11 protein-coding genes are annotated in these 13,035 nt (G+C 50.8%); 9 read left to right on the top strand and 2 right to left on the bottom strand.

Annotated features, from left to right (window positions below; genetic code table 11):
* From parE to xerS, 9 genes are all read left to right on the top strand, one after another.
* Positions 1-1,974, top strand: coding sequence for a DNA topoisomerase IV subunit B (gene parE / locus EKM84_RS00715; protein WP_125762630.1), 1,974 nt, complete (start codon positions 1-3; stop codon positions 1,972-1,974).
* A 26-nt stretch (positions 1,975-2,000) separates the two neighbouring features.
* The gene (gene parC, locus EKM84_RS00710; protein ID WP_125762628.1) at positions 2,001-4,448 is read left to right on the top strand and encodes a DNA topoisomerase IV subunit A; all 2,448 of its coding nucleotides are present in this window, start codon (positions 2,001-2,003) and stop codon (positions 4,446-4,448) included.
* Positions 4,449-4,587: 139 nt separating this feature from the next.
* Positions 4,588-5,547: a LysR family transcriptional regulator gene (locus tag EKM84_RS00705; RefSeq protein WP_125762626.1), complete on the top strand. Its 960-nt coding sequence runs from the start codon at positions 4,588-4,590 to the stop codon at positions 5,545-5,547.
* A gap of 34 nt (positions 5,548-5,581) precedes the next feature.
* Positions 5,582-6,511, top strand: a complete 930-nt coding sequence (locus tag EKM84_RS00700; protein ID WP_125762624.1) for a manganese-dependent inorganic pyrophosphatase — start codon at positions 5,582-5,584, stop codon at positions 6,509-6,511.
* A gap of 147 nt (positions 6,512-6,658) precedes the next feature.
* Positions 6,659-7,234, top strand: coding sequence for a matrixin family metalloprotease (locus tag EKM84_RS00695; protein ID WP_125762622.1), 576 nt, complete (start codon positions 6,659-6,661; stop codon positions 7,232-7,234).
* A 180-nt stretch (positions 7,235-7,414) separates the two neighbouring features.
* Complete coding sequence (gene msrB / locus EKM84_RS00690; protein ID WP_125762620.1) at positions 7,415-7,861, top strand: peptide-methionine (R)-S-oxide reductase MsrB; 447 nt, start codon at positions 7,415-7,417, stop codon at positions 7,859-7,861.
* Positions 7,862-7,880: 19 nt separating this feature from the next.
* Positions 7,881-8,402, top strand: coding sequence for a peptide-methionine (S)-S-oxide reductase MsrA (gene msrA / locus EKM84_RS00685; RefSeq protein ID WP_125762618.1), 522 nt, complete (start codon positions 7,881-7,883; stop codon positions 8,400-8,402).
* A 41-nt stretch (positions 8,403-8,443) separates the two neighbouring features.
* Complete coding sequence (locus EKM84_RS00680; protein WP_125762616.1) at positions 8,444-8,890, top strand: NUDIX hydrolase; 447 nt, start codon at positions 8,444-8,446, stop codon at positions 8,888-8,890.
* Between the two features lie 1,248 nt (positions 8,891-10,138).
* A complete protein-coding gene (xerS, locus tag EKM84_RS00675; protein WP_125762614.1) occupies positions 10,139-11,203 on the top strand; it encodes a tyrosine recombinase XerS in 1,065 nt (354 codons plus the stop codon).
* A 175-nt stretch (positions 11,204-11,378) separates the two neighbouring features.
* Here xerS and EKM84_RS00670 read toward each other — a convergent pair whose 3' ends face one another.
* Positions 11,379-11,912: a hypothetical protein gene (locus EKM84_RS00670; protein ID WP_125762612.1), complete on the bottom strand. Its 534-nt coding sequence runs from the start codon at positions 11,910-11,912 to the stop codon at positions 11,379-11,381.
* A gap of 115 nt (positions 11,913-12,027) precedes the next feature.
* A complete protein-coding gene (locus EKM84_RS00665) occupies positions 12,028-12,987 on the bottom strand; it encodes an alcohol dehydrogenase catalytic domain-containing protein (protein WP_125762611.1) in 960 nt (319 codons plus the stop codon).
* Positions 12,988-13,035 lie beyond the last annotated feature (48 nt).

Below are 13,035 nucleotides of genomic sequence, written 5' to 3'. Positions count from 1 at the left end.
ATGGCGAAAGCAAAAGCAAAATATGACGATTCCTCCATCCAAGTGTTGGAGGGGTTGGAAGCTGTTCGTAAACGTCCTGGTATGTATATCGGGTCAACCGACGGCCGTGGCTTACACCACTTGGTCTACGAAATCGTGGATAACGCCGTCGATGAAGCGTTGGCTGGTTACGGTAAGGAAATTAACGTGACGATTCACCAGGATAACAGCATTACCGTCGTCGATCACGGCCGGGGTATGCCCGTGGGTATGCACGCGTCCGGGATTCCAACACCAGAAGTTATTCTGACCGTCCTACATGCCGGGGGTAAATTCGGCCAAGGCGGTTACAAGACGTCCGGTGGGCTGCATGGGGTCGGGGCATCCGTTGTGAACGCCCTCTCCAGTGCGCTCACGGTTACCATTGTCCGTGATGGTGTGCGTTACCAAGAAAAATTTGCTAAGGGGGGCCATCCACAAGGAACCCTGAAGAAGCTGGGAAACACGCGGGCTCACAACGGGACCACGATTGATTTCAAACCAGATAAAGAGATTTTCACCACGACCGTTTATAACTTCGGGACCCTGTCCGAACGGCTCCGGGAATCCGCGTTCCTGCTCAAGGGCGTCAAGATTACCCTGACCGACGAACGGGAAGGCCAAGAACGGGCCGAAGAATACCATTTTGAAGACGGTATCAAAGAGTTTGTTGGTTACCTTAACGAAGACAAGGACACCCTGGGCGACGTCATGTACTTTGACGGCAAGAAGGATGGCATTGAAGTCGAGGTTGCTGCGCAATACAACGATGGCTACACGGAAAACCTGTTGTCATTCGTCAATAACGTCCGGACTAAGGATGGGGGAACCCACGAAGCCGGTATGCGCAGTGGCTGGACCAAGGCCTTTAACGAATACGCCCGCAAGACCGGCCTCTTAAAGGACCGCGACAAGAATCTGGAAGGGACCGACGTTCGTGAAGGACTCTCCGCCGTGATTTCCTTACGGGTGCCCGAAAACCTGTTACAATTCGAAGGCCAAACGAAGGAAAAGCTGGGGACACCGGAAGCCCGGACCATCGTGGACAGCGTCATCAGTGAGCAGCTGGGCTACTACCTGATGGAAAACGGAGACTTTGGGAAGATGTTGATCAAGAAGTCAACCCAGGCCCGCTCCGCCAGAGAGGCTGCTCGGAAGGCTCGTGACGAGAGCCGTAATGGCAAGCGTCACAAGAAGCACGAACGCCTGTTATCTGGAAAGTTAACCCCCGCACAATCCAAGAACGCCGCTAAGAACGAGCTGTTCCTGGTCGAAGGGGATTCCGCCGGTGGATCCGCTAAGCAGGGCCGTAACCGAAAGTTCCAAGCCATTCTGCCTTTACGGGGGAAGGTCTTAAACACGGAAAAGGCCAAGCTGCCAGACATCATGAAGAACGAAGAAATCAGTACCATGATCTACACCATTGGTGCCGGGGTCGGGACTGAATTTAACATCGAAGACGCCAACTACGACAAGATCATTATCATGACCGATGCCGATGATGATGGGGCGCATATCCAGATTCTATTGTTGACGTTCTTCTACAAGTACATGCGGCCCATGATTGATGCTGGCCGGGTCTACATTGCCCTGCCACCGTTGTACCAGATTAAGACGACCGGTAAGAAGCCGACCATCGATTACGCCTGGACCAACGATGAACTGAATGGCAAGACTAAGAAGATTGCCAACCACGGCTACCACCTCCAGCGGTTCAAAGGGTTAGGGGAAATGGACGCGGAACAACTGTGGGCCACGACCATGGATCCTGACAACCGGACGCTGATTCGCGTCCAGATCGATGATGCCGCGTTGGCTGAACGCCGGGTCACCACGCTAATGGGAGACAAGGTCGAACCCCGCCGGAAGTGGATCGAAAGCAATGTCCAATTTACGTTGGAAGAAGACGACACTAGCCTATTGGAAAACGATAAAGCTTCCAAGTCTGACGACTAGCGAACCGGCGAAAGGAGTAAACATCTGTGAGTGAAGGACAAAAAATTCAAGAACTAACCTTGGAAGAAGTTATGGGCGACCGCTTTGGTCGTTACTCCAAGTCAATCATTCAGGAACGGGCGTTACCCGATATTCGTGACGGGTTAAAGCCGGTTCAACGCCGCATCCTATTCTCCATGAATAAGGACGGCAACACCTACGAAAAGGGCTTCCGGAAGTCCGCGAAGTCTGTGGGGAACGTCATGGGTAATTTTCACCCCCATGGTGACAGTTCTATTTACGAAGCACTGACCCGGATGAGCCAGGACTGGAAGGTCCGCGAACCCCTGGTTGAAATGCACGGGAACAATGGGTCCATGGACGGAGACCCGGCCGCTGCCATGCGGTATACCGAAGCCCGGTTAAGCAAATTAGCCGGTGAAATGTTGCGGGATATCGATAAAGACACGGTCGACATGGTGTTGAACTTTGATGATACCGAGTACGAACCAACCGTGTTGCCTGCCCGAATTCCTAATTTGTTAGTCAACGGTTCCACCGGGATTTCTGCCGGTTATGCCACGGAGATTCCGCCGCACAACTTGGGTGAGGTCGTGGATGCGCTAATCTACCTCCTCAGCCACCCCAAGGCCACGCTGGAAGAGCTGATGACCTTCGTCCAAGGACCCGATTTCCCCACTGGGGGGATCATTCAAGGGAAAGATGGTATCGTTAAGGCTTACGAAACGGGACGCGGTCGCGTTGTGGTTCGTTCCAAGACGGCCATTGAGCCCCTGCGTGGGAACAAGAACCAGATCACGGTCACCGAGATTCCTTACGAAGTCAACAAGGCCCAATTGGTCAAGAAGATTGATGAAATTCGCTTGAACAAGAAGGTAGAAGGCTTAGCGGAAGTCCGGGACGAAACCGACCGGGACGGCCTGCGGATTGCCATCGAGCTCAAGCGTGACGCCGATGCCCAAGGGGTCCTGAACTACCTGTTCAAGAACACTGAGTTACAAATCACCTATAACTTTAATATGGTGGCCATCAACCACATGCGTCCAGAGCACGTGGGCCTCAAGACCATCCTGACGGCGTACCTGGAGCACCAACGCGACGTCATCACGCGGCGGACCCAGTACAATCTGACTAAGGCCCAGGACCGGCAGCACATCGTAATTGGGCTGATCAAGGCCTTGTCGATCTTAGACCAAGTGATCAAGACGATTCGGGCCAGCAAAGACCGGCGTGACGCGCGCGACAACTTAGTTTCGGCCTATGATTTCTCTGAAAAGCAAGCCGACGCTATCGTGGCCTTACAGTTGTATCGGTTAACCAATACCGACGTGACCCAGTTAGAGGCTGAATCGGCCAAGCTGAGCGCGGCCATTGAAGAGTATCACCAGATTTTGGCAGAACCCAAGACGTTAAACGCCGTGCTCCGCAAAGAGCTCAAGGCCATTGCCAAGGAATATCGGAACCCCCGGCGGACTGAGATTCAAGACCAAATCGAGGACTTGAAGATCAAGACCACGGTCACGGTTGCCGACGAAGAAGTTGTGGTACTGGTCAGCCATGACGGCTACTTAAAGCGGTCTGGTGTCCGGTCATACACGGCCTCTGACCCTGCCGATAACGGGCTGAAGGACGAGGATTACCCCATCTTCTTGGAAAAGCTCAGCACGTTGAATCACCTGATGATGTTTACCAGCAAGGGGAACCTCATCTACCGGCCCGTCCACGAAATCAGTGACGTGAAGTGGAAGGAGACCGGGGAACACATTTCGCAAACGATTGGGCTCGCTCCCGACGAAGAAATTGTGGCTACCTTTGCCTTCAAGACCTTGAAGGAACCCGGTCGCTTCCTGATTGCCACCAGCGATGGTTACATCAAGCAAACGGCCTTCACCGACCTGACACCTGGTCGGACCTACAAGAGTCGGGCTGCCACCTATGAGAAGCTCAAGACGCCTGATTCACGGGTCGTGGCGGTCAAGTACCTCACGGAATCCATCGAACAAGGCATCATGCTGGTTTCCAAGAACGGTTACGCCTTGCGCTACGCCATTGATGAAGTTTCTGTCAACGGAGCCCGCACGACCGGGGTCCGATCCATGGACTTGCGTGATGACGACGAGGTCGTTAACCTGGCCCTGGTCACCGACAGTGATACCATTGCCATGGTCACGACTCGAGGGGCCTTTAAGCGCTTAGCCATGAAGGAAATCTCCGTGACGAGTCGGGCGCGCCGCGGTGTCATTGTCTTACGCGAATTAAAACGCGATCCGCACTACATCGTCGACTTCATGACGATTCCGAGTGGCAACCCAGCCCTGGAAATCATCACGAGTCGCGAGCGAACCCACGACGTCATGCCTACGGATCATCCGCTGAGTGGCCGTTACTCCAACGGGTCATTCGTGGTTGACACGGACGTTGAGGGCCAACCGGTTCGGTTACGGGTTAAACCAACCGAGTTAGTTCTTGATTAGAATTCAAGGATAGTCGGGGATTTGCGAGGAGAAATCGTTGCGCTTTTTCTGGAAACGGCCTATTATATAGATTAATAGTAACCATTAGGTTGACCTGGTACGATTGTGGTGCGAGGCCGATCATAAGGAGAAAAAACGGATGAAGACGAAACAAGAAAGTATCTTTTCTTCTAAAACCTTAACGTATTTCTTACAGTTGGCGGAAACCATGAATTACACGCAGGCCGCCCAGATTTTGGGAATCACGCAACCCGCTCTGACCCAGCAGATCAAGAAGCTGGAACGCACGGTGGGCGCGCCCTTATTCTATTCGGTCGGCAAAAAATTGCGGTTGTCTGACGCGGGTTACACCATGTTAGACGCCACCCACAAGATTTATGGGATCTTAAACACCGCCACGGACGAGATTCAACAGTCCACGAGTGCGACTCAGGGGGAAATCAACATTGGCTTGTTGGCTTCCATGGAAGACGCTGTCTTTGAAGACTTCGCGATTTTATCGTATCAGAACAATCCCGACCTCAAGATTTCCTTTCACATGTTAACCCGGAAGGAAATTTGGGAACGCCTTGAAAACAATAAGATTGACCTGGCCATCATGTACCTGCCAGATGATTCGATCAAGAACTGGAAGCCTTACGAATCCAAGAAAATTATCTCGGATGACTTACTGTTCATTCACCATGATGAACAGCTGGCTAAGAAGCGGCGCATCAAGTTTAAAGACACGACCGCTGACGTTTGGGCGATGTATCCGGACGGGTACTACCTGAATCAAGCGCTGCATGAGGCCTACAAGAACCAGCTGGCTGATTTTCCCAAGAGCGTCGCGAACTTCACGACGCCCACCCAGCTCTTGCATTTCTCCATGCAGACGCAAGCGTCGACGGCCTTGCCAAATTCCTTTATGATTGGCCAAGAAGAGCTGCCCAACACTTGGACGGCGCACTTCGACCCCAACATTCGCTTCGACTTAGCCTTTGTCTTCCGCAAGGGTAAGGCAGAAATTCCGCGGATCAGCCATTTCTTGGCACAGTTCGACCGGTACTTGCATACGGACGACTACATTTCGCGGCTTAAACAACTTCGGAACCAATAAATTTAAAACTAATTTGCTAAAGGAGTTTTATCTCATGAGTAAAGCATTAATTTTCGGTCACCAAAATCCAGATACGGATGCCATCGTTGCAGCCAAGGCCTATGCCTACTTCCAAAGTCAAAAGGGCTTGGATGTTGAAGCCGTTGCCTTAGGCGAACCCAACATGGAAACCAACTTCGTCTTAAACCACTTCGACGAACCCGCTCCTCGCGTGGTTAAGACGGTGGCTAACGAAGTCGACCAAGTCATGTTAGTCGACCACAACGAAGCCCAACAAAGTGTTGCTGACCTGGACAAGGTGACGGTTAGCCACGTCATCGATCACCACCGGATCGCCAACTTTGAAACGAGCCTGCCACTGTACTACCGCGCAGAACCCGTTGGTTGCACGAGCACGATCTTGACCGAAATGTTTGACGAAGAAAAGATTGAGATTCCTGCTAAGTTAGCTGGTTTGATGCTTTCTGCCATCATCTCTGACACCTTGTTATTACAATCCCCAACCACGACTGACAAGGACCGCGAAGCCGTTCGTGCCTTGGCTGAAATCGCTGATGTCGACGTGCAAAGCTACGGTATCGAGATGTTAAAGGCTGGGACTAACCTGGCTGCCAAGAGCGACAAGGAACTGATCGACGGCGACGCTAAGTCCTTCGACATGGCTGGCAAGAGCGTTCGGATCGGCCAAATCAACACGGTCGACTTGAACGAGGTCTTGGACCGTCAAGCCGGTTTGGAAAAGGAAATGCAAGCTGAGATGGCCGCTGATGGCTACGACTTGTTCATTACCTTGGCCACTAACGTCTTGAACAGCGACTCCGAACTCATCGTTGCCGGTGAACCTAAGAGCGTTGTCGAAAAGGCCTTCAACACCAAGCTGGACAACAACCGGGCAAGTTTGCCAGGCGTTGTTTCCCGGAAGAAGCAAGTGGTGCCACCATTGACCGCTGCTTTCGAGGCTTAATTAGCTAAATTTACATTTAAGAAACGCCCAACCACGATTTTTTCAGCGTGATTGGGCGTTTTTAGTCGTCTTTTTTGACCGAGCCAGGCTATAATACGGGTCGATGGTAGCCGCCAGGCATCCTCCTTTAAGAGAGAGGGACTTGGTATGTTGAGAAGTTGGTACCGAGGAGTTCTAACCATCGTAACGACGGTTTTGTTGTTTATTACGCAGATTGGGGGCAGCATTGCCTTAGCGGCTGGCGTGACCCCGTTTGGTCCGGAACGGTTTGCGGAAAATCGAGCGACTTACGTGATCACCACGAAGTCCAACTACTACCGCAAGATTTGGGAATCAGCCATTTCTGCTTGGAATCACACGGGCGCCTTTCATTTCAAGGCGGGCACTAAGGGAAATGCCCAAATTGATCTGACGACTGCTTCGGCTGCCCAAGCCAAGACCTTAGGCGAGGACGTCGGACTGACCGAATACACGGCCAACCGCGACTACTTGCGCAAGGTTTCCGCGACGTTGAACCCCATGCTCCTCACGGCTTACGGCTATTCACGTTCCGATGACCTGCACGTGGCGGAACACGAACTTGGCCATACCATGGGACTCGCACACAACCCATCCAAGAAGAGCGTGATGTACTATCGGAACCGGGCTGTTGGCATTCAGAAGGTTGATATTGAGGGCGTTGAATTACGTTACAAGACCCCGGCCGGACAATCCGCAGAATAGGGCAAAACTTGATGATAAACGGTTCACAGTGGAGTGGTCAGTCCGTCAGAGATGGCGACTGGCCACTTTTTAGGTTCACTATTAAAAAACGATTAGACAAATTACTTGCGTTTAACGGTAAAAGTTTTAGACTGATAGTAGAGCAAATAAGTTGCACACAATTGATTGGAGGAATTCAGTATGGCAGAAGAAAAAGAGAGTCAAGCTGATTTAAAGCAACGCTTAACCGCTGAAGAGTATGCGGTGACCCAACACGCGGCCACTGAGGCAGCGTTCACCGGTAAGTATGATGCCTTTTACGAACCAGGCATCTACGTGGACGTGGTAAGTGGTCAACCACTGTTTAGCTCAACGGATAAGTACGACGCAGGCTGTGGGTGGCCATCCTTCACCAAACCCATCGACGCCAGTCACGTGACTGAAAACACGGACCATTCATTTGGTATGTCGCGCCAAGAGGTTCGGAGCACGGACGCGGGTTCACACCTGGGCCATGTCTTTACCGACGGGCCACAGGACCAGGGTGGTTTACGCTACTGCATCAATTCCGCTGCCCTGAAGTTTATTCCGGCCGACCAGCTGGAAGCTAAGGGCTATCACAACTTTGCCCAACTTTTTGACAACTAACTAAACGGGAGGTCTGCACATGGCACAAACAGAAACTGCAATTTTTGCGGGTGGCTGCTTCTGGTGTATGGTTCAGCCATTTGATACCCAACCAGGGATTCAGTCGGTCGTTTCCGGATTTACCGGCGGCCACACGGTCAATCCCACGTATGCTGAGGTCGCCAGTCATACGACCGGTCACACCGAAGCCGTGAAGATTACCTTTGATCCGGCCGTGATCAGTTACGCGGACCTGGTTGAAATCTATTGGCGCCAAACGGACCCAACTGATGCCAGCGGCCAGTTCCAGGACCGGGGCGACAGTTACCGTCCGGTGATTTTTGTCGATGGCCCGGCTCAACGCCAAGCGGCTGAGGCCTCTAAAGCGGCCTTAGCTAGTAGCGGGCGGTTTGATGAGCCCATCGTCACGCAGATTGAAGACGTCCAGCCATTCTATCCGGCTGAGGAGGAACACCAAGACTTCTACCGGAAGAACCCATTCCGTTACCAGATTGAAGAAATGGGCGGCCGCCAGGACTTTATTCAAAATAAATGGCGGTAAAACGCTTTTTGGTAAATACAAACAAAGGTTGGTGAAGGCATGTGGGTTATGTACTAGATTTACGCCAACAAGTCGGCGCCGAACCGCTGATTGTGGTTGGTGCCGCAGCGGTCGTCCAACGGCAGCAAGCGCTTTTGTTAGTCAAACGAACGGACAATCACGCTTGGGGGTTGCCAGCTGGATCCAAGGAATTAAATGAAAGCACGCTGACCACGGCCAAACGTGAATTACATGAAGAAACCGGTCTGGTGGCGCAGTCAGCAAATTTGTTGACGGTCGTGAGCGGCGTTGGCATGCAGTATCAATATCCCAACGGTGACCAGATAGATTCGGTCACGGTCGTGTATGAGCTGACAGCAACTGGTGAACCCAGCGGCGACGATGACGAAACCAGTGCCGCCAAGTTTTTTAACTGGGAAGCATTGCCAGCAAACTTAACACCAATCACGCAACGAATTTTAACAGAATTAGCAGTAGAGAAACGTTAACTAAAAAATCAGCCGGTGAAAAGTCCTTAGACAATTTGCCGGCTGATTTTTATTTTGGCTCTAGGGCGGTATTTTTCGATTGAACCACTGCTTTCGATAATATATATTATGTAAAGTAGAATAGTTTTTCGATTTAGACGTGAAGACTGGCCATGCCCTTTCTTTGGCATGCGTTGTTATTTTTTTAGCAACGCTACATGTGGACTTGCTGTGACTAATTTGAAAAACATGCTGGCCCAGTTGAACAGCAACTCACTGACAATGTGCGCGTGACTACCGATCATGATGCTTGGCAGATTGCTTGCGTCACTGGCTAACGAAACTAACTTGCAAACTTACCGACCGTAATTCAGCTGTCCACATCTAAATCAGTTTAATTCGATTTAGTGTTGCCGTTACAACTGCATGCTGCCAGCAAACCTATTTCGCTGGCTAAGACCAGTCAAACCTGTCAAATTACAAGCGGATTCTCCGTTAATTTCATGGTCAGGTCTCCGTCTAAAGTCTGAACGTGTGCTTAGAATCAACGTCCAAAATCACGTGATGACAGTCGATTCTAGTAGCACTTGGTTCTGTATAATTTCTGTCGGTTCTTAAGCTAAAGTACCAGGCAAATACGGACTACCAAACAATTATCAGAAGATACTTGCTGCCCAGCTCGATGATGGCAGTCGCTGAGTTTAATCAGCTAGAGATGATCTAATGAATACATGTTGGCATTGCTGATGGTACTCATTGCTAACGTATGCCTCAACGACTAGTTAGCTGGCGTTTGTTCCTGGATAAACGCAGTTCCAGTTGGTGTTCAAATGTTGTTTTCTCTTAGGTGTGCAACGTATTATGGGCCTAAGAAGCTGTTGCTACAGTGTTTTAGGCTTATGATGATTGCTGATTCCATACGACATGTGATTCCAATATGCTTACCTAAATGCCTGACAAATGCTGTTGCACCAGCGTTTCTAACGGCCATTTGTAAGCCTTGAACGTACCATATGTAATCATGCACCTCAACATAAAATATAGTCCCAATACCGCCCAAAAAGGTCTATATAACAGACATCACAGGCATTTGGAACCGAAAACGCTAACTAGCTCCTCGGGTCATGCCGGTGCCATTCAAGCAACTACTTTCATTAAAACAAATATTTTAAAGATAGTAGTAACCAAAAATAAGGCGGGGGACTTGCTAATTTGGTCATTCACCAGTATCATATAAAATATGAGAACATATGTTTGGAGGTCACTTCTATGGAGAAGCAACATTATTTAAAATTAATTAGCGAAGAACTGGCCACTGCGCCCTGGTACGTCCAGGAATACTACCAGGCCAAGGCGACCGTGCCCCTGTCCCCAGCCACCCTCTATCAATATCTAACCGAGTATCGGCGCTTCTTCAACTGGCTGATCAGTGAAGGCTTGACGCCGGCCAGCCGCCCCGCTGACATTGATATTCAGGTGCTGGCGACTTTAAAGAAAGAAACCGTTGAGCTGTACAAGTCTGCCCTGCTGAACCAAACCAAGCTCACAGGCGCCCCCGGCAGTCGCACCCATCCCACCATCAATCGCTCGTTAAACGCCCTCTCGTCGCTCTTCAAGTACCTGACGGAAGACACCGAGGACGAGCATGGTGAAGCCTACTTCGACCGTAACGTGATGCATAAGATTGCCCTGGTGCGAACCAGTGAGACCTACGCGACTCGAGCAGCCAACTTGAAAACCAAGCTCATGCTGGGCAACACGGATCATGATTACCTAGCCTTTATCGACGAAAAATATGAGGGCCTGTTGTCACCGGCTAAGAAACGGTATTTTCACCGGGATAAACAGCGGGACCTGGCCATCAACGCCCTCCTACTGGGTAGTGGCTTACGCGTTTCAGAGGCTGCCAACGCCGACCTGCGCCACCTGAACCTGAAGACGGGCACGATTGGGGTGGTTCGTAAGGGTGGCCAGCGGGATACCGTCCCAATTGCGCCATGGACGTTGCCCTATATCCAAGACTACGTTGACCACCGCACGGCGATTTATCACGCTACCAGCAGTGATCGCGCCCTATTTCTCAGTAGCTATCGTGGTCAGGCCTCGCGCATGCAGGCCAACTCCATGGAAAAAATGGTGGCCAAGTATTCCTCTGCATTTAAGGTGCGTATCACGCCGCATAAGCTCCGGCACACGTTAGCCTCAAAACTCTACCTCGCCACCAAGAATGAGCAGCTCGTGGCCACCCAGTTGGGACAGAACTCAACTAGTGCGACCGGACTGTACACCCATATCATTGACGAGGAACAGCGACATGGGTTGGAGAAAATGTGACCTAGGTTTAACACAAGTAAGCGAATCGTTTCGAGTTCCTTTAACAGCACGAGCCAATAAAACTATGACACATCCATAATGCCCAAAATCCAATGACAAAAAATGACTAACTCTGACAGTTTTCTCAGGTGTTAGTCATTTTTATTGTTCAGTATTTTTTAGCAATATTATTGGCTTATTCCCGACGGCGCTTTCTTCTGTCACGGTCATGATGCCGCTCAGCTTGAAGTTCAGCATTGGCGCGCATTTCCGTTGGATATTTCCGGCTAGCTAACCACCAGACACATCCGCGTTGCACCAACAGGGTGACACCCAAATAGAGCAATAACGTGACCGAGCTACCAGTCCATAACCGATCAACACCCAAGTGGCCGGCAATCCCGACGACCCACCAGACCAACGTTACCCAATTCCCCTGACGTATTACCAGCCCATTATTATCCACCCAGAAACGATAGGACCAGGCCCGTAATAAGGCAAAAATAATCGCACTAGCCAAGCTCAATCCGCCAAAGACAACTGCCTGTGAAGGACTTATCTGTAAATGCTGTTTATTGAAGGCATCTCCAATTGATGCGGCGCCCAATAGCGTGACCAGTACGAAAAATGCCATTTTAAAACGAACTACCTTGGGGGCAAGCTGCCGTTTGATCACGACGAAAAGTAGCCACGCACCCAACACCAAATTGGTTAAATCTAGATTTTGCATCTCAAACTCCCTTAAGCTATTTATTTAAGTGATTAAAACTATCTTTGTAGTATACACCTTAAACCTAAAAAATGGTCAACCTCAATATGAGTTGACCATTTTTACTTATCTTTATCTACGGCAACACGACGACCTTACCAAGCCCATCACTAGTCGCCAGATACTCATGAGCGGCTCGCGTTTCAGCTAGCGTAAAGACGTGCTCCGGGGTCACATCAACTCGGTGCTCAGCGATGAAGTCGAATAAGGTTTGGATACGTGCGGCATCCACGTGACCCGAATAGAATCCCGTCAGATACCGATTGTTGGGGATGTCCATGATGGGATCAAAGCCATCGAGTGTCCAGACACCACCGAGCTCCCCCGTTGCGCTGACAATGCCCCATTCGGCCGTGTGCTGCAGGGAATCTCGCACGGCTGAGGGCCCCATCAAATCCACAATCTTGTCGAATTCACCCGCCTCTGCCGGTAAGACATTGGCGTCGGGCGTGTGCAGGACCGTATCAATCCCGAGCTGCTTCAAAGCACCATCCTTACGCGTCGAGCGAGAGGTTCCCGTGACTGTCAGATTCAAGCCGGACGCTTTCATTAATTTCAGCACCGCGACGCCCACGCCACTAGTGGCGGCACGAATCAACACGCGGTCACCTGCCTGCAAGCGTAAGCTCTGATAGATGCCAAACGCCGTATAGAAGGTCTCGGGCACCGCCGCCAGTTGGGCCCAGTCCAGCTTAGTCGCAATCGGATAAACCTGACTGTTAGGCAGCAGAACATATTCGGCATAGCTACCATCAAAGTCCCGACCCATTTCGCCCATTAAGGAAACAACGGTTTGACCAATTTGAAATTGATCCGGTGCGCTGGTTTCATCCACCGTACCAACAACTTCAATTCCTAATATGCGAGGAAACTGCACAGAAGGCGACTTACCCTCTCGCGTAAAAATTTCTGAATGATTGATGCCAAATCCCCGAACCTTAACCCGGGTCCAACCCGGTCGAACCGTGGGGGTTGGCACCTCCGTGTATGTCAAAACTTCTGGCCCACCTGGCCGATTAACGACTACCGCATGCATGATGTGATCTTCCCTTCATTTTGCAAAAACTAAACTGATTCGTATTCA

This window comes from Levilactobacillus mulengensis (genome assembly GCF_003946045.1).
Taxonomy (GTDB): domain Bacteria; phylum Bacillota; class Bacilli; order Lactobacillales; family Lactobacillaceae; genus Levilactobacillus; species Levilactobacillus mulengensis.
This window is presented reverse-complemented; position numbering and strand designations above follow the sequence as displayed.